Annotated in this window: 28 protein-coding genes; 19 read left to right on the top strand and 9 right to left on the bottom strand. The window is 37.4% G+C overall.

Features of this window, described 5'->3' with window-relative positions:
• Positions 1–40: 40 nt before the first annotated feature.
• The 3 genes from H3T47_RS00685 to pplA all read right to left on the bottom strand — a co-directional run bounded on the left by H3T47_RS00685 (position 41) and on the right by pplA (position 3,172).
• A complete protein-coding gene (locus tag H3T47_RS00685; RefSeq protein ID WP_199282211.1) occupies positions 41–1,054 on the bottom strand; it encodes a UbiA family prenyltransferase in 1,014 nt (337 codons plus the stop codon).
• A gap of 39 nt (positions 1,055–1,093) precedes the next feature.
• Positions 1,094–2,185 (bottom strand): FAD:protein FMN transferase, encoded by a 1,092-nt coding sequence (locus tag H3T47_RS00680; RefSeq protein WP_199282210.1) that lies wholly within the window; start codon positions 2,183–2,185, stop codon positions 1,094–1,096.
• A 69-nt stretch (positions 2,186–2,254) separates the two neighbouring features.
• The gene (gene pplA / locus H3T47_RS00675; RefSeq protein ID WP_199282209.1) at positions 2,255–3,172 is read right to left on the bottom strand and encodes an extracellular electron transfer flavoprotein PplA; all 918 of its coding nucleotides are present in this window, start codon (positions 3,170–3,172) and stop codon (positions 2,255–2,257) included.
• A 247-nt stretch (positions 3,173–3,419) separates the two neighbouring features.
• On the opposite strand from pplA, the gene H3T47_RS00670 reads away from it, so the two are divergent.
• From H3T47_RS00670 to H3T47_RS00655, 4 genes are all read left to right on the top strand, one after another.
• Positions 3,420–5,315 carry an FAD-dependent oxidoreductase gene (locus tag H3T47_RS00670; RefSeq protein ID WP_199282208.1) on the top strand — a complete coding sequence of 632 codons (1,896 nt, stop codon included), beginning with the start codon at positions 3,420–3,422 and terminating at the stop codon, positions 5,313–5,315.
• A 74-nt stretch (positions 5,316–5,389) separates the two neighbouring features.
• Positions 5,390–5,764: a NusG domain II-containing protein gene (locus H3T47_RS00665; RefSeq protein ID WP_199282207.1), complete on the top strand. Its 375-nt coding sequence runs from the start codon at positions 5,390–5,392 to the stop codon at positions 5,762–5,764.
• 11 nt (positions 5,765–5,775) lie between these two features.
• Complete coding sequence (locus H3T47_RS00660; protein WP_199282206.1) at positions 5,776–6,321, top strand: Gx transporter family protein; 546 nt, start codon at positions 5,776–5,778, stop codon at positions 6,319–6,321.
• A 1-nt stretch (position 6,322) separates the two neighbouring features.
• Positions 6,323–7,282: a polyprenyl synthetase family protein gene (locus H3T47_RS00655; protein WP_199282205.1), complete on the top strand. Its 960-nt coding sequence runs from the start codon at positions 6,323–6,325 to the stop codon at positions 7,280–7,282.
• Between the two features lie 90 nt (positions 7,283–7,372).
• Here H3T47_RS00655 and H3T47_RS00650 read toward each other — a convergent pair whose 3' ends face one another.
• Positions 7,373–7,687: a hypothetical protein gene (locus H3T47_RS00650; RefSeq protein ID WP_199282204.1), complete on the bottom strand. Its 315-nt coding sequence runs from the start codon at positions 7,685–7,687 to the stop codon at positions 7,373–7,375.
• 462 nt (positions 7,688–8,149) lie between these two features.
• On the opposite strand from H3T47_RS00650, the gene H3T47_RS00645 reads away from it, so the two are divergent.
• From H3T47_RS00645 to H3T47_RS00625, 5 genes are read left to right on the top strand one after another with little or no spacing between them, the layout of a single operon-like run.
• A complete protein-coding gene (locus H3T47_RS00645; protein ID WP_038520994.1) occupies positions 8,150–9,349 on the top strand; it encodes an ABC transporter substrate-binding protein in 1,200 nt (399 codons plus the stop codon).
• Between the two features lie 28 nt (positions 9,350–9,377).
• On the top strand, positions 9,378–10,256 hold the full coding sequence (locus H3T47_RS00640) for a branched-chain amino acid ABC transporter permease (RefSeq protein WP_038520996.1): 879 nt from the start codon (positions 9,378–9,380) through the stop codon (positions 10,254–10,256).
• Positions 10,257–10,264: 8 nt separating this feature from the next.
• On the top strand, positions 10,265–11,221 hold the full coding sequence (locus H3T47_RS00635; RefSeq protein WP_109917960.1) for a branched-chain amino acid ABC transporter permease: 957 nt from the start codon (positions 10,265–10,267) through the stop codon (positions 11,219–11,221).
• Between the two features lie 3 nt (positions 11,222–11,224).
• Positions 11,225–12,007, top strand: a complete 783-nt coding sequence (locus tag H3T47_RS00630; protein ID WP_199282203.1) for an ABC transporter ATP-binding protein — start codon at positions 11,225–11,227, stop codon at positions 12,005–12,007.
• Entirely contained in the window at positions 12,008–12,718 is a 711-nt protein-coding gene (locus H3T47_RS00625; RefSeq protein WP_162542253.1) for an ABC transporter ATP-binding protein, read from the top strand.
• Between the two features lie 123 nt (positions 12,719–12,841).
• Here the strand turns inward: H3T47_RS00625 and H3T47_RS00620 are convergent, their stop codons facing one another.
• From H3T47_RS00620 to H3T47_RS00610, 3 genes are read right to left on the bottom strand one after another with little or no spacing between them, the layout of a single operon-like run.
• Positions 12,842–13,699 (bottom strand): bifunctional 2-polyprenyl-6-hydroxyphenol methylase/3-demethylubiquinol 3-O-methyltransferase UbiG, encoded by an 858-nt coding sequence (locus H3T47_RS00620; protein ID WP_199282202.1) that lies wholly within the window; start codon positions 13,697–13,699, stop codon positions 12,842–12,844.
• 28 nt (positions 13,700–13,727) lie between these two features.
• The gene (locus H3T47_RS00615) at positions 13,728–14,372 is read right to left on the bottom strand and encodes a histidine phosphatase family protein (protein ID WP_199282201.1); all 645 of its coding nucleotides are present in this window, start codon (positions 14,370–14,372) and stop codon (positions 13,728–13,730) included.
• Between the two features lie 24 nt (positions 14,373–14,396).
• Positions 14,397–15,071 (bottom strand): matrixin family metalloprotease, encoded by a 675-nt coding sequence (locus tag H3T47_RS00610; RefSeq protein WP_199282200.1) that lies wholly within the window; start codon positions 15,069–15,071, stop codon positions 14,397–14,399.
• Between the two features lie 178 nt (positions 15,072–15,249).
• Here H3T47_RS00610 and helD point away from each other — a divergent pair, with 178 nt between their 5' ends.
• Together helD and H3T47_RS00600 are read left to right on the top strand one after the other, a co-directional pair.
• Positions 15,250–17,544 carry an RNA polymerase recycling motor HelD gene (helD, locus tag H3T47_RS00605; RefSeq protein ID WP_199282199.1) on the top strand — a complete coding sequence of 765 codons (2,295 nt, stop codon included), beginning with the start codon at positions 15,250–15,252 and terminating at the stop codon, positions 17,542–17,544.
• 8 nt (positions 17,545–17,552) lie between these two features.
• Positions 17,553–18,002, top strand: coding sequence for a GNAT family N-acetyltransferase (locus tag H3T47_RS00600; RefSeq protein WP_109917964.1), 450 nt, complete (start codon positions 17,553–17,555; stop codon positions 18,000–18,002).
• Positions 18,003–18,016: 14 nt separating this feature from the next.
• Here H3T47_RS00600 and H3T47_RS00595 read toward each other — a convergent pair whose 3' ends face one another.
• Positions 18,017–18,589: an SGNH/GDSL hydrolase family protein gene (locus H3T47_RS00595; protein WP_199282198.1), complete on the bottom strand. Its 573-nt coding sequence runs from the start codon at positions 18,587–18,589 to the stop codon at positions 18,017–18,019.
• A 90-nt stretch (positions 18,590–18,679) separates the two neighbouring features.
• On the opposite strand from H3T47_RS00595, the gene coaA reads away from it, so the two are divergent.
• Together coaA and efp are read left to right on the top strand one after the other, a co-directional pair.
• Positions 18,680–19,594, top strand: a complete 915-nt coding sequence (coaA, locus tag H3T47_RS00590) for a type I pantothenate kinase (RefSeq protein WP_199282197.1) — start codon at positions 18,680–18,682, stop codon at positions 19,592–19,594.
• Between the two features lie 267 nt (positions 19,595–19,861).
• Positions 19,862–20,434 carry an elongation factor P gene (gene efp / locus H3T47_RS00585; RefSeq protein ID WP_187159485.1) on the top strand — a complete coding sequence of 191 codons (573 nt, stop codon included), beginning with the start codon at positions 19,862–19,864 and terminating at the stop codon, positions 20,432–20,434.
• 60 nt (positions 20,435–20,494) lie between these two features.
• Here efp and H3T47_RS00580 read toward each other — a convergent pair whose 3' ends face one another.
• Positions 20,495–21,295: a MurR/RpiR family transcriptional regulator gene (locus tag H3T47_RS00580; protein WP_046326661.1), complete on the bottom strand. Its 801-nt coding sequence runs from the start codon at positions 21,293–21,295 to the stop codon at positions 20,495–20,497.
• 166 nt (positions 21,296–21,461) lie between these two features.
• Here H3T47_RS00580 and H3T47_RS00575 point away from each other — a divergent pair, with 166 nt between their 5' ends.
• From H3T47_RS00575 to H3T47_RS00550, 6 genes are all read left to right on the top strand, one after another.
• A complete protein-coding gene (locus H3T47_RS00575; protein ID WP_199282196.1) occupies positions 21,462–22,553 on the top strand; it encodes a tyrosine-protein phosphatase in 1,092 nt (363 codons plus the stop codon).
• Positions 22,543–22,992 (top strand): PTS sugar transporter subunit IIA, encoded by a 450-nt coding sequence (locus H3T47_RS00570; RefSeq protein ID WP_038521023.1) that lies wholly within the window; start codon positions 22,543–22,545, stop codon positions 22,990–22,992. Before H3T47_RS00575 ends, H3T47_RS00570 begins: the two co-directional genes overlap by 11 nt.
• A complete protein-coding gene (locus H3T47_RS00565; protein WP_038521026.1) occupies positions 22,973–23,449 on the top strand; it encodes a PTS sugar transporter subunit IIB in 477 nt (158 codons plus the stop codon). Before H3T47_RS00570 ends, H3T47_RS00565 begins: the two co-directional genes overlap by 20 nt.
• A complete protein-coding gene (locus tag H3T47_RS00560; protein ID WP_109917970.1) occupies positions 23,446–24,267 on the top strand; it encodes a PTS sugar transporter subunit IIC in 822 nt (273 codons plus the stop codon). Before H3T47_RS00565 ends, H3T47_RS00560 begins: the two co-directional genes overlap by 4 nt.
• A complete protein-coding gene (locus tag H3T47_RS00555; RefSeq protein WP_046326663.1) occupies positions 24,264–25,112 on the top strand; it encodes a PTS system mannose/fructose/sorbose family transporter subunit IID in 849 nt (282 codons plus the stop codon). Before H3T47_RS00560 ends, H3T47_RS00555 begins: the two co-directional genes overlap by 4 nt.
• Before the next feature lie 248 nt (positions 25,113–25,360).
• Entirely contained in the window at positions 25,361–25,528 is a 168-nt protein-coding gene (locus tag H3T47_RS00550) for a hypothetical protein (RefSeq protein WP_199282195.1), read from the top strand.
• Positions 25,529–25,619 lie beyond the last annotated feature (91 nt).

The following is a 25,619-nucleotide window of genomic DNA, read 5'->3' as shown; positions in this document are numbered from 1 at the left end:
AAAAGCACGCTAAAGAGCGTGCTTTTTTCAGCGTCTTTAATTAATGAAAGATAATGCCTAAAATTAGTCCGCAAACTTGCATTAACTGAAACCAAAATAAATTTTGCGGTGCTAAATCAAAAGTTGTGGGTACCCGGTGTTTGATATTATCTTCATCAACCCAGAAAGCCATATCCTTGGTCTGCTTCTGTCTGAATGCCTGCACGTTTTTATAGAGCTTCGGCAAAGTTACAAAAATTAATAGTTGCCAAATGGGTAAAAGACGGAATATGACGCTGATAGCAACTATAGCAAATGGTGCCAGAGTTAAAAAACTGAATAAGTTTAATGAATTTTTTACGCCAATGTATGAGGGGAGGGTATGGCGTCCGTTAGCCAGATCTTGTTTTAAGTCGCAGGTATTATCCGCCAGCATTGTCGCTGCGTTAAAGAATGCTTGGGGTAAAGCTACCCAAAAAATTAACAAGAGGTTGGCTAAATTGCCCCCAACAATAAATTGCGGCCAATCAAAGTTTAAATAGGCTAATTGCGTTACTGGTGAATTGATGTAAACGGCTAAGAACGTAATTCCCAGTCCTTCGAATAAGCCAGCAAGAATTTCGCCTAGCGGTACTCGGGAAAAGGGAACGGGGCCGTAGGTGTAAAATACAGCCACAAAAAGTCCGGGGGCGCCGATCAGCAAAATAAAAAGATTGGTTCGCACAGTTAGCCAAATTCCTAAGACTGCTGCGATTAAAAGCAGAGTAAGCATAACCGTCATTGCAGTTGTCGGTGATAAATTACGTTTGCCAATTAAATTATGTTCTTTTTGATAATCTTTGCTTTTAGCCAGACGATAGTCCTGAACGTTATTAAAACCAGTCACAAATAAAGCGATTGCGCCTTGAGCAACTAAGTATATTAAAGAATTTTGCCAATTAAAAGTATGAAAATAAAAGTAAGCAAATAGAATTCCTAATAAATAAGGCATTAAACTATTGAGCTTGGTATTAAGCCGCACCAACTCAAAAAAATCGGTTACTGTAAAGTGACTGTACTTCTTTTTAGCCTCCATTGGTTTTCCTTTCAAAATATTGTCTTTATTTATCCAAAATTAATTGCTGGTTTTTATCTTTGCCAGTTGATAACCATTATCCGTAAACAGTTTGAATTTATGCTTTAAGCCCGAGGTGACGTAGACTTTTTTCTTTTTAGTAATAAAAATTGCCTCTACGCCAGACAGATGTTCTACATAGTCATAGCCCTTTTTCAGTCCGCGATTATATACTGCAGTTGACAGTCCATCACCTGTGGTTGACCGCTTAGCAATAATTGTGACACTTAACAAGTTGTTTTGACAAGGGTAACCCGTTTGGGGATCCATTAAGTGACTATAAATTTTGTTTCCGACTTTGAGATAACGCTCATAAATGCCTGATGTTACTGCAGTAGCATTCTTTTCCGGTAAGGAGCCGATCGCATCACCCCGCGCAGCACTGGGGTCTTGAATCCCCACGGTCCAATTACTGTTATTGGTTGGGGAGTTGCCTAAAACGTAGATATTGCCGCCCAGATCAATAATGGCACTGGTGACGCCCTTTTTTTGCAAGACTTTCATGACTTCATCAGAAATAAAGCCTTTAGCCATTCCTCCTAAATCAAGCATCATCTTCTTTTTCTTTAAGAAAACGGTGCGTTTTTGGTCGTTAAAAACCACATTACGGTAATTAACTAACGGTAGCCGTTTTTTGATGGTACTTGCTTTAGGTTTATGGGCATCGGGGAAGCCTATTCGCCATAAGCTGGTAATTGGTCCAATTGTTAAGTCGAACGTACCAGCAGAAATTTTGCTGTAATGATAGGCGTCTTTACACATACGGTAAATAGTAGGGGTAACTTTGACTGGTTTAATTCCGGCATACCTGTTGATTTTGTCTATTTCACTGCCTTTTTGATTAACTGTGGTTTGAGCTGCTAATTCCTTAATTCGGTTAAAGCCGGCCTTCAGGGCTTTTTGCTGGTGTTTGTTGTAAATTTTGATGGTGCAAACTGTTCCCATTAAAAATTGGGTATCTGAAGTGGGAGTAGTGGTAACAGGTGTTTTTGTCGGGGCACTAGTTTTACTTTGAGTTGAGCAAGAAGTTAGGCTAAAACATGCTAATAATACTGCAATTACCAGCATAAACTTGTTTGGTTGCTTGGTCATATCACTTATTTCTCCTAATAAAAAAGAGCGGCTAAATGTCACTCTTTTTGTAATTAACTAATTAACTTTTTATTCTTGATAAACAATATTGTCAACCTTGATAGTTCCGCTTTCACCCTTTTGTGCGGCATTAATTAGTTGATCAGCATAAGCGATAAATGAATGAGAAGACTCTGTTGCTCCTGAAACTGCTTGAACTTTTTCGGTGTTTCCTTTAGCTTTTAAGAATTCTTCCTGTAATTTTGGAATGTATTCTTTCGGTCCAACTTTGTTAACTTTCTTCATTTGCTTTTCGTAAGCAGCATTCTTGGTCTTGGAAACACCTTTTTTGTTAATTTGGTCGTATTTAAAATCACTGACTTTGCCTTTTTTAACTACCATGGTTAACACTTGACGGTAACCGTGGCTGTAGTTCTTTTCTGCTAATTTATATGTGCCGTCTTTTAATTTTTGATTGTTATTGATGTGAATGGTAGCAGTATCGCCCTTTTGAGCTGCCTGTGTTAACTGGTTGACATAGTTCTTTAAAGTGGTGCTTGAACTGGTAGCACCGGAAACGACTTGGATAGCGCTTGAATTAGCGCCACTAGCGGCAAATGATTTTTGCAATTTAGGGATGTATTCTTTAGGACCGATTTTTGCTTGAGAATACTTCTTCATTTGTGCTTCATATTTAGCGTCTTTCGCCTTTGATTTACCATTCTTGTCTACATTATCATAGCTAGTGTCTGTAACCTTGCCATCTTTAACGGTCATAGAAACCTTTACTTTATAGCCATTGAAATAATTGTCTTCGACTAACTTGTAAACTCCATCTTGTAATTTGCCACCGGCAATCTGCTTAGGGGTTTTCTTTTTCTCAACCTGACTTTCTTTTGGCTTAGAATCGCTTGAAGAACTTTTCTTAGCCGTAGTTGAACAAGCACTAAGCAAAAGCGTAGAAAGTGCCAAAATAGCTGTGCTGGTTATAAATTTATTATTTTTCATAATATCTCCCTCAGTGATAATATCAAACCATATAACATTGTGTACACATTCACTTAATTAGATTATAAAATACAGTTTTACTTTGTGCAACTACAAAATTTAAAAACAAAAAAGTTATTTTAACAGCAAAGAAAGCGCGTAACAAAAACAAAATTATGAAAGATTGTGAAAGTAGCCACTTTACCATAAATGTAAATACTAGTATAATAAAAGACAACTAGTACATTTGCATTAAGGAGTGTTAAAAGTGGCTGAAACGAATATTGTAGTAATTGGCGGCGGTTACGGCGGTCTGTATACCACCAAGCATCTTGCCAAAAAATTAAAAAAGCGGCATGATGTTAAAATTACGCTGATTGATAAAAATCCCTATATGACCATGATGACTTCTTTACACGAAGTAGCAGCTAACCGAGTAGAAGCTAAGAGTCTTAAGTATGATCTGCAGCGTTTATTTTCACGGAGAAAAAACGTTGATGTAGTAACTGACAATATTACTAAAATTGATCAATCTGCCAAAAAAGTTATTGGCGATAACTGCACTTATCCATACGATTACGTCATTTTAGCTATTGGTTCGCAGCCTAATGACTTTAACACTCCTGGTGTTAAAGAAAACGGCTTTGTTTTAGGCAATCTTGATGATGCAGAAAAACTGCGGGATCACATTGATATGATGGTTCATTTAGGCTCTCAAGAAAGAGATCCTGAAAAAAGGGCACAATACCTCAACTTCGTCGTTGTTGGTACTGGCTTTACCGGAACCGAGATGGCTGGGGAATTAAACTCCTGGCGTGGTGATTTAGCTAAAAAATATAATTTGCAAAAAGACGACCTCAAGATAACCATGATGGAAATGGCGCCAACGGTAATGAATATGCTTGATCGCGCTGATGCTGACAAGGCGGAGAAATATCTCTTAAAGCAGGGCGTAGATATTAAAGTCAATACAGGTGTAGTGGGTGTTCATGAAAATTATATTGACCTGAAAGACGGTTCAACGTATCCAACGAGGACATTGATCTGGACTGCTGGTGTTAAGGCTGTTGCTACAGCTGAAAACTTTGGCTTTGAAACTGGTAGAGGCGGTAGAATTTTAGTTAATGAATATTCACAAATTCCAACCGATCCCCATGTTTATGTCATAGGTGATGTGGCTCTTTATGATGCTGACGGCAGCGGTCGTGGTGAACCACAGGTGGTTCAGGGAGCTGAATCTGCTGGTAAATGTGCTTTGAGGAATATTTTAAGTCAGATTAACGGCGGTGAACCCGTTAAATTTAAGGGTACCTATTCCGGCTTTATGGTTTCGCTTGGACCTAGTTGGGGTGTAGCGTCTTTAGTTAATACTTTCCATCTGAGTGGCTTTTTCGCTATCTTGATGAAAGACGTAGTGGACATGATTTACTTTATGGAAATCTATTCCGGTTACTATCTTTTCCACTATGTAATGGACGAATGGTTCAGAATTAAACGGCCTACTTTATGGCGGGGCAACCTTAATAGGTACGGCAACGTTTTATGGGCAGTACCTTTGAGAATTTATTTAGGCTTGATGTGGTTGGTTGACTGCTGGTACAAGGTACAGGGGAGTGGCTCTTGGTTCACTGACAAGCTGCAATTGCAGTTCCCGTGGCTGATTCAAGCTGCTACCAGTGGTGCTTCACAGAAGGCAGCGGCTACAACTGCCGCAAGTGGTAAAGCCGCTACAACTGCTGCCTCTGCTCTATTTTCCCTCAATTATGATTATGGTCATTCCCCAATGGCAGTTTTTGATAAAATGCCAAGTTGGGTGCAAGCAGTAACTAAAGTTCTAATCCCTAATAAAGAAGCTGCACTAGTAGCACAAAAGACTATGACGTGTTTGGAAATTGTTTTAGGAATTATGCTAGTATTAGGCTTATGCACGTGGTTTGCTGGTGGCATGAGCGCAATCTTCGTAGCTATTTTCTGCTTATCAGGGATGAACTACTGGGTCAATGTCTGGATGGTATTTGCTGCTATCGCTGTAATGAATGGTTCAGGTAGAGCATTCGGTCTTGATATGTGGTTTGTTCCGTGGCTGGAAAAGAAGCTGACTAAGCTGAGATATGGCGTCTTGAAGCCGATTTACCACGTTGATAAAAATGGAATAAAAAACTAACAATGGTAATTCTAAAAAGTCCTATGGTTTTATCTATAAGACTTTTTTAGTTTTAATTGTTAGTGAGGTAAAACATGGAATTTTTAAAGAGGCTTAAACTCGGTGACTTTTTAATTGTAGTAATTTTATTAATTATCAGTTTCACGCCCTTTTATATGGTGCATAACTCCAGCAAAGAGAGTAATCGAGTTATCGGTATAGTTAAAGTTAATAATCGCCAAGTCAAAAAGCTTTCTTTAGATCATGACCAAAAATGGCAGTATCAAAAAGACGGTAAAATTAATATTGTTCAGGTGAAAAACCACAAAATTCGCGTAATTGATGCTAACTGCAAGGACCAAGTATGCATTAAAGAAGGCTGGAAAAGTAAAAGCGGAGATACAATTGTTTGCTTGCCACACAAATTTTTAGTTGAATTGAAAAGCGAAAATCAAATTGATGATGAATAGATTTAAGTATTATGACTGAAACAAATAATTATTTACGCACGTATGTGTTTACAGGAATTTTATGCTCACAAGGAATTATTCTTAGCGTGGTTGAGCAAATGTTTCCTTCGCCCTTTTTCTTTGCACCTGGTGCTAGGCTTGGCTTAACCAACATTATTACGATGATGGCATTAATGATTTTGCCTTTTAAAGATTGTATTTTATTGACGTTTTTGCGCTTAGTATTAGCCGCTTTGATGACAGGGGGCACCAGTACCTTTTTATTTGCTGCTGCAGGTTCATTTTTAAGTCTGTTTTTAATGAAAATATTTTTACCGTTGGTTCCCAGATTTCTGAGCATAATAGGAGTATCAATCCTTGGCGGCGTCTGTCATAATTTTGGTCAATTATTAATTGCCGTACTAATAGCGCAAAGTAAATATGTTTTATTATATCTGCCATTATTGACAGTATTCGGAATTCTTTCTGGAACAATAGTTGGTCTTGTCAGTAGTTTTTTAATGCATTACGTTGATGCATTGAGTTTTATTAAAGGGATAATTAATAAAGGTATTTAACATGTCAAGGCTAGAAAAAGAATTAAAACAAGTCCAAAGTACCATTCAAAAAAATATCAAAGCACCCAAAGGTAAATTGGGAGAGGCAATCAGGTACACATTTTCCAAGCCAGGCAAACAATTACGTCCCAGTTTTGTCTTACTTTTTGGCAATATGGGTGGTGAACCAAAAAAGGAAAGACTAATTAATATTGCCGGTTCGGTTGAAATCCTGCATAATGCGACGTTAATTCATGATGATATTATAGACAATTCCAGTGTCAGAAGGGGCAGGGAATCAGTGCAGGCGAAATATGGCAAGACCATTGCGCTCTATGCTGGAGACTATTTATTTGCTCTTTCCCTGCAGCTACTGAGTGAAAATACTTCAAAAATAACCAATCTGCGTGTTAATGGTACTACAATGCAAAAAATTCTTGCAGGTGAGACTACTCAGTTTAGTAATGAATACGATACTGCAATTAGTGAAAAAGAATATCTTGAACAGATTCGGGGTAAAACGGCAAGTCTGTTTGGTTATGCCTGTTATATTGGGGCGCTTGAAGGCGGTCTTAACAAAAGACTGGCCAGAAGTGCTCAGCAAGTGGGTGTGCTATTTGGACAAGCGTTTCAATTGCGGGATGATATTTTAGATTACACTGCGTCAACTGCTGAATTAAAAAAGCCGGTTTTATCTGATGTAGTTAATGGTGTTTATACCGGGCCACTAATTTTTGCCTTAAAAAAAGATACTACTGGTAAATTAAATAGGCTCGTTAAGAAAGGTAAAGGCATAAGTTCTAGTGAGTTAACCCAAATAGAATATTTGGTCAATGAATTAGGCGGCATTAGGCATGCCCAGAAGTTAGCAAATGACTTTACGAGTAATGCGTTGGTACTGCTTAAAGATAAATTTAGCAATTATTCTGGATATGATGAAGTTGTTGAGATAGTTCAAAAAATGCTTACCAGAAATTATTAAATATCAAAAAAGGAGGTTGATTATTCAACCTCCTTTTTCGATATTAGTAAAAACTTTTTAAGGTACTAAAGATGATTGTTAGTTTTAATTTTAAGCTTTTTTAGGCTTACGTGTAATGCCGAACAATACTTGCAAAACTACCAAAGCGCAATATGCAATAAGCATATATACCAAAAGGCTAATGTCTGCCCTAGTGGAAGAAAACCAATACCACTGATTGCCTTCAGTGCTATAGATCAAATCAGCCAGACCTAATAAAGCTAAAATCAAAACATTAATTATTGCAAAAATCCATAAGTTGCCGTTTTCATGTTTAGCAACATATATCATCGACCAGACTGCTGACCATACTCCCCAAAGACCGGTAGCAGCAATTATAATCCAGTAAAAAACTGTAGCAAACATATTATGCCTCCTTCTCAACAACTTTATTTTACCATAAAGTTCATAAGATCACATGCTTAATTTGTGAGCAAGTGCAAATAGTATTTTGCCAGCTGCTAATCCTATTGCCAGCAGGATTAATAAAAAAAACTTAGAAATTTGTTCAAAATAATTACTAATTGTACTTGACATGCCACATACCTTTACTTATAATCCTAAGTATTAAATTAAATTTTGAGGAGGCAATTTTAATGAAATATCAATTTTTAAGTAAACGAATCAACATTAGAAACAGCATTTCTCAAAATTTGATTGCCTTGTTGTTGTCGCGTAGGACTTAGCGTGAAAGAATTACTTTTAGTAATTAACATGTTGAGCCCTTGTTTGCGTCTTAATGAATAGGGCTTAACAAATAACTATCTTGGGCCTCATTCATTAAGTTGAATGAGGTTTTTGTTACCAGGCTAGTTATAGAAGGAGAAAATGATGAACAAGTTTACTAAAAAAATGATGGGTATCCTAACGGTAGGAACAGCCGCCTTTATGATGGCAGGTTGTTCAGTTGCCAAGAATAGTAACAGTAGCGGTACTCATCAAGATAAAGACACTGTCAAAATTGGTGTCAACATGGAATTATCTGGCACGGCTGCAGGTTACGGAAATGCCCAAAAACAGGGAATTCAGCTAGCAGCAGCTGAAATTAACAAGGCTGGCGGCATTGATGTTAACGGTCATAAAAAGAAAATTAAGCTGATTATTCGCGATAACAAAACAGCGATTGCCACTTCTGCTTCAGTAGCAGCACAACTGGTAAATAAAGATAAGGTGGCAGCAATTGTAGGGCCGGCCACTACTAATGCGGGAACAGCTGAAATTCCTAACATTACTAAAGCAGCAGTTCCTAGCGTGAGTCCTTCTGCAACTGATCCTGATTACACTAAACAGAAAAACGGCAAGGTTCAACCATACGTTTTTAGAGCTTGTTTCCAAAACAATTTCCAAGGAGAAAGTGCCGCTAAGTTTGTCACAAAGAAGCTGAAAGCAAAGCGTGTAGCCGTTTACGCTGATAATTCAAGTGATTACGGTACTGGTTTAGCAAAAGCCTTTAAGAATACATATAAAGGTAAAGTAGTTGATAGCCAAACATATTCAGAAGGTGACAAGGACTTTAATGCCGTTTTAACTTCATTTAAGTCAAAGAAGATTGACGCTATTTATGTTCCGGGCTATTACACAGAAGTTGGTCTGATTGTTAAGCAGGCACGGCAAATGGGTATTAAAGTGCCAATTGTGGGTAGTGACGGTATGGCTGATCCTAAACTTGCCCAAATTGCTGGTGCTAAGAATGCTACCAAAGTATACTACACTACACCATTTTCCACTCGTGTAGCTGCTAAAAATCCAACAGCTGTCAAGTTTATGAATGCCTTTAAAGCTCGTTATCATGCACCGGCGCCAACATTTTCAGCTTTAGCTTATGATGCAGTCTACATGGTTAAGACTGCCATTGAACAACAAAAATCAGATGATTCAACTAAAGTCGCTGCCGGCTTAGCTAAGATAAAAGATTTTGATGGGGTTACCGGTAAGATTACAGTTAATAAAACTCATGACCCAGAAATGCCAATTGCAATTGAAGAAATGACTAATGGCAAAGTAAGTAATTCATTTAGTGTTGAATAGATCCAAAATTTAAAAGGGGCGCTTAAATTTGCAAACAGTATTACAGCAAATCATTAATGCCTTGTCACTGGGCTCAATATATGCCTTGCTGGCGTTAGGCTATAGCATGGTTTACGGCATTATTAATTTAATTAACTTTGCTCATGGCGATATCTACATGCTAGGGGCATTCTTTGCCTACTATGTAATTAATGCTTGGCATTTTAACTTCATCACGGCATTACTTTCAGCAATGATTGTTGGAGCGGTTTCGGGTGTAGTGATCGAGTATTTTGCTTATAGACCATTGCGTAAATCACCGCGAATTGCTGTCTTAATAACAGCTATCGGAGTTTCATTTTTACTTGAAAATGGCATGTCTTACTTTGTGGGTTCAAACGCACGTAGTTTTCCGCAGGTAATTGAACAAGTCAACTATGTTTTTGGCGGCGTTCAAATTTCCAATATTCAAATTTTAATTTTAGTAACTGCTTTGATACTAATGGTTTCACTGCAACTGATTATTAAAAAAACTAAGATGGGACGTGCAATGCGGGCTGTATCTGTTGATCCTGCTGCTGCCGAATTAGTTGGAGTTAATGTTAATCACACAATTTCTTTTACTTTTGCCTTGGGTTCAGCTTTAGCTGGTGCGGCAGGAGTGCTGATTGGCATGTACTATAATCAAATTGATCCTTTAATGGGGATGACTCCCGGTATTAAAGCCTTTGTGGCAGCCGTTTTAGGAGGAATTGGTTCGGTACCCGGTGCCTCACTTGGTGGCTTCTTAATCGGTATTTTAGAAACCTTCTTCCAATCTATCGGTTTGTCCGCATATAAAGATGCAGTAGTTTATCTTGTGTTAATAGTCATTTTGCTCTTTTTACCAGCAGGTATTTTCGGCAAAAATGCCAAGGAAAAGGTATAGGTGGCAAAATGAAGGTTAATTGGAAATACATTTTATCGTGGCTCGTAATTATGGTAGCCGGCTTTTACTTAATCAACGCCTTAATCATAGTTGGCGTAATTGATGATTTTATTGAAAACATGCTGGTTACGATTGGCATTAATATTATTTTGGCAACAGGTTTGAACCTGATTATCGGCTTTAGCGGTCAGTTTTCACTGGGTCATGCCGGTTTTATGGCAATTGGTGCGTACGCTACTGCAATCATTACGCAACACATGAGTAATGAAGTTGGTTTTTTGCTTTCACTGCTAGTAGGTGTGCTTTTAGCCGTCATTATTGCGGGTGTGATTGGAACAGCCACATTTATTCGCTTGAAAGGCGACTATCTGGCAATTGCCACGTTAGGGGCTGCCGAAATTATTCGCAACGTAATTAATAATTTGAAAATTACGGGCGGCTCTGCCGGCATGTTTAATATTCCCCAGTTATGTTCATGGCCTACCGTTTATATCTTAGTTTGTGTGACTACAATTGTTTTGATGAATTTTATTCGTTCCAAAAATGGGCGTGCAATTAAGGCTGTGCGTGAAGATGAGATAGCCGCCGAAGCAATGGGCATTAATACTACTAAATGGAAATTAGCTGCTTTTGTATTGGGCGCAGCTACTGCTGCTATCGCCGGCAGTTTACATGCCTCTTATTTACAAACAATTTCACCATCAAATTTTGGTATCATGGAATCAATTTCTATCTTAGTTATAGTTGTTTTAGGTGGTGTTGGTAGTATGACAGGCACATTTGTAGCAGCAACTGTGCTGGGAGTTTTAGATACTGTTTTACAAAACTTTGGTTCTTTGAGAATGGTTATCTATGCTATTGCCCTCATATTAATTATGATTTTCAAACCATCTGGGCTTTTAGGTAATTGGGAATTTTCACTTAAAAACTTAACCCGCCATTTTGGCAAAAAGGAAAGAGGCTAGTATATGGCACACTTATTACAGGTTGAACATGTAGTGCGCAAATTTGGCGGATTGACTGCAGTTAATGACGTTTCACTTCATTTAGATAAGCATGAACTAGTTGCCTTGATTGGACCTAATGGTGCGGGCAAGACCACTTTATTTAATTTGTTAACTGGTATGGTGCAGGTAACAAGCGGCAAAATCAATTTACAAGTTAATAATCAAAATTATGACTTAACCCATAAAAGTGCTGTCCAAATTGCTGACTTGGGCTTATCCAGAACTTTTCAGAATATTCGGTTATTTAAAAACTTATCTGTCATGGATAACGTTTTGACTGCGATGACCAATGAGTACCAAGAAGGCTTTTTAACCACTGTTTTTCGTTTCCCCCGTTATTATAAAACTGAGAAAGACATGAAAGAAGCGGCACAAAAACTACTGCAAATTTTTGATTTAACTGAAAACGAAAATACTCTTGCCAAAAACTTGCCCTATGGTACACAAAGACGGTTAGAAATTGTCCGTGCTTTAGCTACACAACCGCAAATTCTTTTCTTAGATGAACCCGCTGCCGGTATGAATCCCGAGGAAACAGCTGACTTAACCAATCTTATCAAATATATTCAAAAAGAATTTCAAATTACCGTTCTTCTAATAGAACATGACATGTCTTTAGTGATGAATTTAGCAGAACGAATTTATGTTCTTGATCAAGGAGAAATGCTTGCTACTGGCAGTCCAGAAGAAGTCAAAGCAAATCCTAAAGTGATTGAAGCATATCTAGGAGAGGGTGAAGACTAGATGGCTATGTTAGAAGTACGAGATTTGTCTGTTAACTATGGTGTCATTCAAGCAGTTAAAAACGTCAGTTTTGAAATTAATCAAGGTGAAATAGTAACTTTAATCGGAGCTAATGGTGCCGGCAAATCAACTATTGTCAAGACAATTTCAGGATTGCTCAAGCCTAAGAGCGGTCAGATTTTATATCTTGGTAAAGAAATTGAACATAAAAGTGCCCCGCAAATCGTCAGCGCCGGCATTTCACAAGTTGCAGAAGGCAGACATATTTTTGCAGGGATGACAGTAATGGAAAATCTGCAAATGGGAGCCTTTCTCCAAAAAAATCATGAGGAAACTGCAAAGACTTATCAGGAAATCTTCAAACGATTCCCTATTTTGCAAAAAAGGCGTCACCAAGATGCCGCCACACTGTCTGGTGGTGAGCAGCAAATGCTGGCAATGGGTCGTGCCTTAATGGCAAAGCCCAAATTGCTGTTATTAGATGAACCCTCAATGGGGCTTTCGCCTTTATATATTCAGGAAATTTTTAAAATCATTAAAGAATTGAATGAAAAGGGCACGACTATTTTATTGATTGAGCAAAATGCTAAACAAGCATTATCAATTGCTGATCGCGGGTATGTGCTTGCAACTGGAGTAGTGCAATTAAGCGGCACTGGTAAAGAACTATTAGCTAATCCAGAAGTCCAGAAGGTCTATTTTGGTGGATAGCTGATAATATTTTTTTAAGTAAAAATTTTAAATACAATCTTAGGTCAAAAATAAACTAAACTACATTAAAAGGCTAACTTTTATAATTATAAAAGTTAGCCTTTTTAGTGAACTTAAGCGGGTTTATGATAATTTTTGCGCAACTACTGAAAACTCAAGGGGAAATTGTGGTGAATCAGAGGGAAGAACCCAGCCCTCATCTTCTTTACTATAGATTAATGATGGCAAAGCTTTCCAATCAGTAACTTTTTCCTCACCAACTTGTTTAATGGTTAAGCCCGCAGCAATCAATGAATTAATAATTTCAGCAAAGTCATGAGCCCAATTATGATTAGTCTGGTGCTTTATTTTACCAGCAGAATTAGGCGTATACGAAGCATCTGACTGATAGGTAACTTCAGTGCCGCTAAAATAATCTTGAATAATTTCCAATCCCGCATTGTCTAAAGCAAATAATATTGGATGACTGTCCCTAATCATAAAAGTGCCACCGACCGCTAACAGTCGCGCAATAGAGTTTGCCCATGATTTAAGGTCAGGAAGCCATGTAATAGTACCAGCACTAGTGACAATTAAGTCAAATTGACCTAATTTTTCAGGCATGGCTGCAGCCGCAAAACGAGCATCGCCTTCGACATAAGTAATTGGTGTTTTAGCTTGTTTGGCTAGATTACGTGCATGTTTCAAAGCCGTAGGTGAAAAATCCAACCCATAAACGTCTTTAGCTCCCAGACGTGCCCAGCTGAGTGTATCGTCACCAATGTGACATTGCAAATGCAGTAAGCGCTTATTTTTAACAGAATTGGCAGGTAAAAAGGGCTTTAATACTGCTAAGTCATGTTTCACTGTAGTAGTGATAGCCTCGGGGTTCTGGGCAAATTCAGACAGATTGCCATAACCGCCATGTGCATGAACATCAGCCCGATCGTTCCAATTGTTCAAATTATCCGTAATTGCAGAATGGTCATCCTGAGACTGCATAAGTTCTCCTCCTAGTTGCAGGAAAATATCATATCTTTGTTTTGTTATATGAAACAACTTTCATTTTTTGCTCAGTCATATTCATAACTGTTACAGAAGCATTGCGTGGATCTTTGGTAATAGCAAAATCACCATAACGATCTGCAATACTGCGGATAGTAAAACCATGAGTTACAAGTAAAATATTTTCGGCACCATCTAATTGGCTAATTAATTTAAAGCCTTTATCAAGTCTTTGCCAATATTCTTGCGCGTTTTCCGCGTCATGAAATGGGTCTGCATCTTTAATCCAGTTCTTAATGGTGTCAATTGGTTCATTTTTAAATAAGTCACTGTGGTTCTGGTAGCCGTGAGGACCGCCAATCATTTGCCAAGCAGCGTCAATATCCATGCCTTCAAAGTAGCCGTAAAAGTGTTCACGGAAGAAAGGCGTCGCAATATGCTGAATTTCATCATGATTAACATTGTGCTTAACAATGATGTCGCAGGTATCACTAGCTCTTTTCACATCACTTGATAAAGCAATATCAAAAGGAATATCTTTTAAAATTTCACCAGCTTGATCAGCGCCGGCTATACCTTTGTCTGTCAAGGGTGTGTCACACCAACCCTGCATTTTGTGGTAACGGTTAATGTAAGTTTGACCATGACGAACAATATATATTCTTTTCATTTTCTCCTCCGCACCTCTAAAAATTTATTCGTGATATAGTTTATCTACTCGGTCAATATCAATAGGCTCAATAGGGTATAGTGAACCCGTTGGGTACATCACAGACACACCGTTATTATGCTTAAGTCCAATTGCGTGCCCTAGTTCGTGTTCTACAGTATTGAGAATACGTTCGTAGGTATAATTATACGGTGAAAAGTTCTGTAAATAATAAATGTTTAATCTGGTAACGGCAGAATACATAATTCCAGTCTTCACGTAATAATGAAAAGTGGTGTAACCAGCATAGTTGGTGTTGGGACTATAAACTTGTTCAACAACAATATTGGCTTTTTTTCTACTGCTTGCTTTGGTAAAAGTAAAGGCATCGGTCTTGTTCCAAGCCTCAATCGCATCGTTTGTAGCAGAAATAAGTTCCTGGTTGTCTTCAAGATCAATATAGACTGATGCCTTAGGTTTTTTCCAACGCCAAGATGTGGCGACAGCAGCTGCTTTTTTCTTCTTGGTATTTTTACTTTTCTTGGCTTTCTTCTTAGCTTTTTTGGCATAAATGACTTGAGAAGACCACACAGATGATGAATTATCTGTAATTGCTGGTAAATTACTTCCAATTGTTAAAACAACTATTAATGCACAAGCCAGTTTAGCTAAGAAATGGCGCATATTTTTCATGCCTTGATCAACTCCATTACCTTTCATTATATAAGAAAAATAGTAAAAGTATCATATTTTACCAACTTTATTACTTAAAATTATAGTTATTAATTGCTCAACTTTCATAAATTTTTTCCTTTTTGTAAAAATAGTTAATAGGTTTTAATATAAACCGATTTCATGGTAAAATAGTATGCAAGTTTTGAAAAAAATAGGTGAGTTTATGACAAAAGCGATGAATGATAAAGAATTCGAACAAAAACATCTCGACCAGATTTTGAAAATGATCAGAGCAAAGAAAGCCGAGCTGTCTTCGTCAATTAGATCCGCTGAAGGCGAGGCCCAAGATCTTAATTCACACTTTTTTGATGATGTAAAATTGGATTATGACGGTTATTCAACCTCAATGGAAACTGCACTGTCTATTCATCAGCAACAACAACTACTTGATGAACGGCAAAATGCCTGGCAGCATGCAGCCAAACAGCTAAGTACAGTACAAAAACTAGAGCAAAAACCATATTTTGCCAGAGTTGATTTTAAAGAAAATGGTGAAAAGCCAGAGACTATTTATATTGGTCTGGGTTCCTTTGCTGATAAAAATAATCATTTTCTGATTTACGACTGGCGAGCACCAATTTCGTCGATATACTATGATGGTAAGATTGGCAAAGTCTCCTATATGTCGCCAGAAGGTGAGATTACCGTTGACATGACCAAAAAGCGGCAATTCATGATTGAAGACGGCAAAATCACTAATATGTTTGATACTAATGAATCCATTGGTGACCAAATGCTGCTGGAAGTGTTAGGTGAAAAATCCAGCACGCAGATGAAGTCAATTGTCACGACAATTCAACGCGAGCAAAATAAAATCATCAGAAATACCAGTGCTGATTTGCTCTTTGTACAAGGTGCTGCTGGCTCAGGTAAAACCTCTGCTATATTGCAGCGTATTGCCTACTTGCTTTACCGCTACCGTGGCAACTTAACCAGCAGTGACGTGATTATGTTTAGCCCCAACCAGTTATTTAACGATTATATTAAAAACGTTTTGCCTGAAATGGGCGAGCAAAACATGGTGCAAATGACTTATTGGCAGTTTGTGGCTAGAAGGTTGCCGGGAATGACCGTGGAAAACTTATTTGATCAATTTGAAGACAGCGCTGCTGATTCCGCCATTAGTCAGTTTAAAGACTCTACCAATTTTTTCAATTTACTGCACCATTATGCTAAATACCTTAATAAGCGCGGCTTAATTTTTAAAAATATTTATTTCCGTAATAAAAAACGACCATTTTTTACCAAAGAAAAAATCAGTGAACTCTATTATTCCTTTAACGATAATTACAATTTAAGCAACAGAATTGATGCTACAAGAGAGGAATTAATTAAGTCACTTAACCGCAAGATTAATGGTGAAACTAAGAAGGCTTGGGTGTCTGACGCTATCCAAAACTTGAGCCAAGAACAATTGAATGCTCTTTATGATCATCCTGACCAAGAATTTGAATCTGAAGAAAAAGAAGAAAAGTTCCTTAGTCGTAAAATCGTTGTGAAAGCACTAGATAAGGTTTTCCAACAAATTAGACGCAATAATTTTATCAACATGAGAGCGCAGTACCTGAATTTTCTCCGTGCAGTTCCTAAAATGACTGATTTAGCTAAATGGCAAATCACAGTGGAGGATTGGGAAAAGCATGTTGCAGAGGTTAAACAAAGCTTTATGAAGCATTACATTCACATGAGTGATGTTTCCGCCTATTTATACCTCTATGACCTAATTACCGGGCGTCATGTTGATTATGAAATGCGGTATGCGTTTATTGATGAAATTCAGGACTACACTCCGTTTCAACTTTGTTATTTGAAATATAATTTCCCGCGTGCCAAATTCACAATGTTGGGAGACTTGAACCAAGCTATTTTTACTAAAGATGAAAGTAGAAGTTTGCTTAAGCAGATTAGCGGTTTATTTGATCCTGAAAAAACAGATGTCGTTCAGTTGACAAAGTCCTACCGGTCAACTGAGCAGCTGACTAATTTTACCAAGCAAATTTTACGGCAAGGTGAAAAAATTGAGTCTTTTAACCGGCAAGGACCTAAACCGGCACTTTGGGGACGCTCCACTAATGCAGCGGCTGTAGCAGTGCTGGAAAAAATTTTAGCCCAAAATAATGAAGGTAAAATGACAACAGCTGTTATCACTAAAGATTTAGCCAGTGCGAAGATTGTTGCACAAAAACTGAAAGATGATGGGGTGAAGGCCACATTGATTGCCAGCGCTAATCAGCGGTTAGTCGACGGCACACTGGTTATTCCGTCATATTTAGCTAAAGGACTTGAATTTGATGCTGTTATCATGTGGGCAGCTTCAAAAGATAATTATCATCGCGTTGATGAAACGCAATTAGTTTATACAATAACTTCCCGTGCGATGTACAAGCTTGACATTATTTACACTAATGAAAAGAGTCCGCTGCTCGAGGTAGACCGGGAAAGTTATGTAGAAAAATAGGCGATTCTATGACTAACACTGAAAAATTTACCTTCAAACCAATTGCGCAAATGACCGGGCGGGAAATGTTTTGTGTTGCCCGTTTAAGGATTGATACGTTTGTAACTGAACAGAAGATCACGGTACCGGAACTTGATGATCAGGATCTAGATGCTATTCAAGTTTATTTGCTAAATAAAGAAGAAACTGCCGCTTTAGCTGTTTGTCGTATTTTTCCAGAAAATGGCAAGTGGATGTTAGGCAGAGTAGCTGTTGCTGCAGCAGCCCGTGGTCAAAAGCTGGGGACCAAAATGATGGCGCAAGTTGATGAATATTTGCGTAATCAAGGCGCTAACCGGCTTTATTGCCATGCACAATGGCAGGCCAAGCCCTTTTATGACTTTTTAGGCTATAAAACAAAAGGGGAGCCCTTTGTAGAAGCTGACATTAAGCATGTCATGATGTATAAAGATTTATAACAAAACAACTTGCACTATAATTGTGCAAGTTTTTGTTTAATTGCTGCGGCTACGAGATTAATTAAAATTTCGTTACCTAAAGCGGTAAAGTGCTGCCCATCTTCTTGATAATATGAAGATAGATTTGCCAATTGGCTAAAATGCGCAATCAAATTAATAAAAGGAATATTATTTTTAGAGGCACAATCTGCAGCAATCTGATTGTAAATTTCCATGTCCTTAAGAGTGTAATATTGCATGATATCCTTGTTATTAGGGTCTTGATAAGACGGACCTGTAATAATCAGGCGGGAAGCGCCAATATTTTGAACCATGTGATTAAGGTTGGCAGCATAATTACTGCTGCTGATGCCCCAACTATTTGACATGTCATTTGTGCCATATTCAAGCACTACTATATCTGCATCTTCACGGATTAGATTTAACCTCTGTATTCCTGCAGTAGTTGTTGCCCCACTTAAAGATAAATTGATAATCTGCGCGTTATCCCCAAGTTTTTTCTGCACACCGCTGGTTATCACATTGGTATCACGCCCAGCACGATAGCCGTTAAATAAAGAGTCACCGAAGAGAATTATTTTTTTCATAAAAGCACCTTTCTTTTAGCTAGCAAATTAACTTGATGAGTGGTATTAATTTACTTTATATATTAAAACAAAAACTTAAGGAAGATTAAGATGAAGAACTATTTACAGTTTAACAGGGAACAATGGCAGTCTTTTTCTACTGCTGCACCAGTCAAAATCACTGATACGGAGCTGGCACAGATAAAATCGGTGGGGGATATTATTAACTTAACTGATGTACAAGAAATTTATAGCAGTTTGGTTAAATACCTTTTTTTAATTTACCAGGAAAAATTGTCTTTACAACAAAAGCAAAGTGAATTTTTGCACCAAAAAGTAGCTGCTGCGCCCTTTATTATTGGCATCTCCGGTTCAGTAGCGGTGGGTAAATCTACTACTGCCAGATTGTTAAAGGTCTTATTAAGCCGTACTTATCCTGACTTAAAGGTTCATTTGATGACCACGGATGGTTTTATTTATTCAAATCAAGAATTAAAAAGGCGTAATTTACTTGAGCGCAAAGGTTTTCCTGAAAGCTATAACATGAACTTGCTTACCAATTTTTTGCAGGATGTATTAAGTGGGAAAAAAGATATTGTCTACCCGCTTTATTCACAGGAACTGAGCGATATAGTACCAGGGAAATACGGACATGTGCGCCAACCTGACATTTTAATAATTGAGGGTATTAATACGCTACAGCTGCCCACCAATGGTCAAATAGTGACCAGTGATTTTTTTGATTTTTCTATTTATATTGATGCACCTGAGGATCTGATTGAAAAATGGTTTATGCAACGTTTTGTCAGGTTACTGGAATTAAACAAAGATAATCCACATAACTTTTATTATGAAATGGCAAATGGTCCAAAGGATGCAGCTTTGCAGTTTGCGCAAGAAACTTGGCAAATGGTAAATTTGGTTAATTTACGAGAATATATCGCCCCTACTAAACAACGGGCAAGTTTAATTTTGCATAAAACGGCAGGACACGTGATTGACCAAATATATTTAAAGCAAATATAACAGCTTAACGGCAGCAAAGTCTATTTGTGCTCAAGTGTTAGACAAAGAGTCAGCATCAATGTGGTAAGTTGCTTTTTTACTAGCTAGAACGCAAACTTTTTTAAAAATAAAAATGCTTGATTTTAAGGTGTTGGTAAAGACTAAATTTTGCTATACTAATCATTATGAATGAGATTTATTTACTATTAATAAAAAAATTTGCTTTGCCTCCAGCGTGGTTTCCTCTAATTATCAATTAATTTATAAATAGATTTAAAGGAGTAAAAAATAATGCAAGCAATTAACTTAAAAAAAGGTATGGTTTTCAGTCAAGACGGCAAATTGATTCGGGTTTTGAAAGCTAATCATCATAAACCCGGAAAGGGCAACACTGTTATGCAAATGGATTTGCGTAATGTGGAAAGTGGTGCTGTTGTTCATAAAACTATGCGTCCAACCGAAAAGGTTGATTTAGTAGAAATTACTAAGAAGAATGCCCAATATCTCTATAATGAAGGCGATATTTATACCTTTATGGATACAGAAACTTATGAGCAATATGAAGTAGCAAGCGATCAATTAGGTGATGATAAGCTTTACTTAATGCCTAACATTGAAGTGCAATTGGAATTTGCTAATGACCACAAATTGCTTGGTGTTGAGTTGCCGGCAACTGTGACCATGAAGGTTACTCATACTGAACCAGGGATTAAGGGTGCAACTGTCACTGGCTCTGGCAAACCGGCTACTATGGAAACTGGTTTGGTTGTGCAAGTTCCTGACTTTATCAAAGAAGGAGAGGAACTAGTCATCAATACCTCTGAAGGTGTCTACAAGTCAAGAGCAGATGCTGGCAAGTAGTTCTGTCATTAACTGAATAATAAAAGGACGTAATTTTTATGATTACGTCCTTTTTTCTGGTTAAATATCACCCACAGCTTTTCTCGTGGTAAGCATTGATTCTTGTAAAGCAGTTTCTTCTTGCAAACATGAGGTCAAAATATCAATTAGATACATATTCGAGAATTGTGAGTTGATAAATTTTTCATTATTAGCAAACCGCGGATTATAGACGTGAAAAATCAAGTCACTAAGTTGGGCAACCGGATTTTCGAGATAACTGGTAATCGAAACAATTTTGGCATGGTGTTTTTGTGCTGATGTCAATGTTTTAACAATGCAATCGGTTGTACCACTATTTGATACCGCTAAAAACAGGTCATTGCTTTTGGCAATACTGGCACGCATTTCCATCCAATTAGGATCGCTGAAGCTCTGGGCATCAAATCCCATGCGCATTAGTCGCAAACCCAGTGTAGCGGCAGAAACCCCGGAACTACTTGAACCAATTACAATAATATGTTCCTGCTTTTTTAACAACGAAATAAATTGCTTGATTAAACTTTGATCGATCATTTGTTGAGTATTTTTAATAACTGTTTGATAAAAAGTGAAAACTTCACTCAAAATGTCATCTTTTTGTTTAGGAACAGTATTAATTAAATGATGACCAATGTTAACCTTCATATCGGAGTAACTTTTGCAGCCGATTTTTTTAACAAACCTGGTAATAGTAGAAATGGAAGTCGAAGTACGGTTAGCCAATTCTGTAATTTTCATATTATTTATTTCTGGACTGTTTTGCAAAATGTAATTGGCAATAACTTTTTCGTTCTTAGAAAAATTTAAATAGTTTTTTTGAATTGCTATAAGTGGATTCAAAATAATTTCCTCCTGACAAAGCCTTAAAATTTATTGTAAGTGGATAGGTTTGCTTTTTTTCATTGTACTCTTTTTTGTCAAAAATGAAAATAATTTTCTTTAAAATAAAATTGCGAAAATTATTTTCTTGTAGTATTATCAGTAATGAAAGGGGTATCAAGAGCTAATGAAAAAGCAACCATACATTCTACCAAATATTTATATGAAGCGTGATGGCAAGCAGCTGACTATTAAATTACAAAATGAAAACAGTGGTCCTTATCAACTCTTAATGGGTGATGTGCCAGAAGTTAAACATATTCAAAATGTTGTAGCAGAAAGTTCTACCGGTGATTTTACAATCAAAATCGCGCGTAAAGACCTGCCAAAATACTACATCATCAAGAGCACAGAGCCTGGCTTTGCAACCAATATCTTTGCTGAACGTGTTATTCCCCTTGAGAATGCAATTAATATTCGGGATATGGGCGGATATGAGGCTAAAGATGGACGCTTTTTGAAATGGGGCATCTTGTTTCGGGGAGACCAGTTATCAAAGCTTAATGACAGCGATCAACAAATATTAACAAATTATAACTTGCAGACAATTGTTGATTATCGTTCACCACATGAAAGACAGTTTCATCCTAATAAATATTTACCTACGGTTTTAGAAATTCTCAATTGTGATCCACAGTCAAGTTTTTCTGAAGCCGCCGCAAATGTAGTTGATTTAAAGGGTGAAAATGAAAAATTGGTTCAGTCTTTAGAAAATGGAGAAGTCCCAGAAAAGTATATTAACGATCGGGGCGAAAACGTCATTGAAAGTTATGAAGACTTGGTAACCTCTCCAATTGCGCAAAAGTCTTATGGCAGAATGCTAAAAGCTGTTGTGCGCAGAGAAGCTTTGCCATTGCTCCATCATTGCCGTGGTGGCAAAGATAGAACCGGTTTTGGCTCAATGCTGATATTGCTGCTGTTGAACATCAAAGAAGAAGATATAGTGCGCGATTACATGCTGACTAAGATTATTCGCAAAGAAAGAAACCAGTTAAAGTATGACTTGTATCATAAACTGGTTCAGAAAAAATCATATCTTGATTATTTGATGGCTATGATTGACACGCGTGAAAGTTACATTAAGGCGTCAATCAATAAAATATACGAGCTCTTTGGTACTCCCGAAAACTACTTTCAGCAACATTTTAAATTAACTATGGCTGAAATTAACCGTGCTAGAGATTTTTACTTAGAAAAGGGGAATGAAAATGGCAAATAACAATTCCGAAGTTGCAGTAATTTTAGCCAGTCATGGCTATTTGGCAAAAGAAGCATTGCGGAGCGCAGAAATGATTGTAGGCAAGCAAGAAAATTGTGCTTATTTGGCTGTGACTGAAAATCTGAATCTGGATCAAGCAAAAGAAAAAATGAATCAAATGTATGATGAGCTTGACACCAGTAATGGCACCATCATTATATGCGACATTTTAGGTGGCACCCCGTCAAATGTCAGTGGTACCTTTTGCTTAGAAAAAGAAAATATCTTGGTGTTAAGCGGGTTGAACTTGCCAATGCTGTTAGATTTATTTACAAATCGTAATCGCAGCTTGGCTGAGCTAGCAGAATCACTTGAGAAGTCCTACAACATGGGATTTCAGAATATTTCAGAAAGATTTAAAGAAGAGGAGCAAGACGAAGATGGCAGTGGAATTTTGTAGAATTGATGATCGTTTAATTCATGGACAAGTGGTAACAACTTGGCTTAATGTTAAGCAAATTGAGCAGGTAATCATTGTTGATGATAAAGTTGCTAAGGATAAGATTCAATCGAATGTTTTAAAAATGAGCGTTCCACGCAATGTTAAATTACATATTTTTTCGACTGAAAAATTTTTAAAAATTGTTCCTCACAACCCGGTAACAAGGAGAACTATGCTTTTGTTTGCCTCTCCATTTACGGTGGAAAAGATTGTTGACAGTGGTTATCAAATACCAAAATTAAATATTGGCGGTATTCGCGGCAATGATGAGCGTAAGCAATATACGAAAGCTGTTTTCTTAACTGATGAAGAAAAGAAAGCATTGGAGAAGTTGCTGGACTTAGGAGTAGATATAGAAATTCAAATGGTTCCAACAGATGGAGCCGTCAAATTAAGTGAGGTTTTACAGAAATGAAAGTCTTTATCTTAACGGCTTTGGCCTTTCTCTTAGGAATTGATAATGTCAGTACAAAGATGTTCAGGCGTCCTTTGTTAATAGCACCAATCGTGGGCATTATTTTAGGTAATTTACAAGCCGGACTTATTATTGGTGCAACGCTTGAAGTTATGTGGATGGGTATTGGTGACGTTGGTGCCTATATGGCTCCAGATATCATTACCGGTACGATGATCAGCACTTCACTTGCAATAATGGGTAATACCAGTGGCAATATTTCGACAATGGTGGCAACTGCAATTACACTTGCTGTTCCAACATCAATTTTGGCACAACAATTGCTGGTCTTAATTGAAACAGTTAACTGTTCTCTTAACGGCTGGGCCAAACGGCTAGCTGATAATGCTGACGTTAAAGGTACATTTTGGCTGACTTGGCCACCGGCATTTTTATACGGTTTTGCTTGTGCATTTCCTACTTTTTTGGCATTACAATTTGGTGCTGGCGCAATTCAACAAGCAATAAATGACCTGCCTAAATTTATCATTAATGGTTTAAGCACAGCAGGTTCAATCATCCCTTCTGTAGGTATTGCATTATTAATGATGACAATGCTTAAAAAAGGTGAATTATGGATGTTTATTATTTTAGGCTTTGTGTTATCGTCCTATTTAAAGCTGGATATCTTACCGATTACACTGATCGCCTTAGTATTTGCCTTCTTATATGAAAGAGCAACTCGTGAGCCCAGTGCTAAAGCGCAAGTTTCACCAAATACTCAAGTCGACAATTCAAATAGCGCTGAAGAAGATGATGAGGAGGACTATGACCTATGAGTGAAGAAAAATTAACTGCGCCAGAACATAAATTGAACAATAGAGATATTTGGCGCATGTTTATGCGACTCAATACAATGCGCATTACCCTAAACTATGAAACACTGCAAGGTGTAGGATTTATGCGGGCAATCGCACCAGCTTTGGCAAAGATTTATCCTGATAAAAAAGACTTATCAGAAGCTATGAAGCGGCATTTGGTTTTCTATAATTCCCACGTTAACTTCGATGCCGTGATTTTAGGATTATCAGCTGCGATGGAGGAAACAACAACTCCCGATGAGAAAGATGGTATCAACCCGTTAAAAACCGGATTGATGGGGCCACTAGCTGGTTTAGGCGATAGTCTGATCAAATTTACCTGGCTGCCAATCGTTGGTAGTATTGGTGCTTCAATTGCTTTTGGTGGCAGTATCTTTGGCCCGATTTTAATGTTTATTCTCTATAACGTAATTAACATGGGGGCAAGATACTATGCCGTCTCATTTGGTTATAAGAAGGGCATTGATTTTTTAAATAATAATGAACAAAACGATGTTATCCAGCGTATTTCCACAATGGCTAATGTAGTAGGACTAATGGTTGTTGGCGCTTTGATTTCAACAGTTATCAAAGTCAAAACACCATTAAAAATTGTGGTTCATTCTAATGTCTCTAACAAGGTTGGTGGCAATGTCATTAGCTTGCAAACAATGTTTGATAAGATTATGCCAGGTCTGTTAAGTCTACTGGTAACTGTTTTGGTTTACTACATCTTAAAGAAGACGAATGGTAAACATGCGGCAATGTTAATTATTGCAATGATGGTGGTAGTAGTGGGCTTAACTTATTTCAAGATTTTATAATACAAGTCGATTCTTTAGTCTAAAGCTTTAATATAATTAAAAAGGCTGCTAAATTGCGTTAACAAAACGCTAATTTAGCAGCCTTTTAAGGTATAACCAACTTGCTATTTCTTCCTTATTAAAATATTTTTCTAGGGCTTTTAAGTTGTTTAAGATATTTATTTGCTATCTAGAATAAAAATGGGTATTAAAAAGTGCTTCGCTGTCCATTTGTTAAAGGTATAATAATAGCCGGGAGGAAAATGACTATGAGTATAGGACCATTATCTGAGTGGGTAACAGCAGCAGCTGAGATAGTAAAAATGATAAAGGTGTATTCAATAGTGCAGCATATTATCGAAATTCTGAATAATGATAATATGCCACATGCCAAAAAAGAAACGGATATTAAACAATTGTTGCAATATCTTAACTAAAAGGGTATCTAGTATAAACGCTAGATACCTTTTTTAAGGGCAAAGAGCAATTAATAATCATGAAAAAGTGACATTTATCATCTTTGAGTCT

The organism is Lactobacillus sp. W8093 (assembly GCF_016100925.1).
Classification (GTDB): domain Bacteria; phylum Bacillota; class Bacilli; order Lactobacillales; family Lactobacillaceae; genus Lactobacillus; species Lactobacillus helsingborgensis.
The sequence above is the reverse complement of the archived record's forward strand: the minus strand, read 5'-3'. Positions and strand labels throughout refer to the sequence as shown.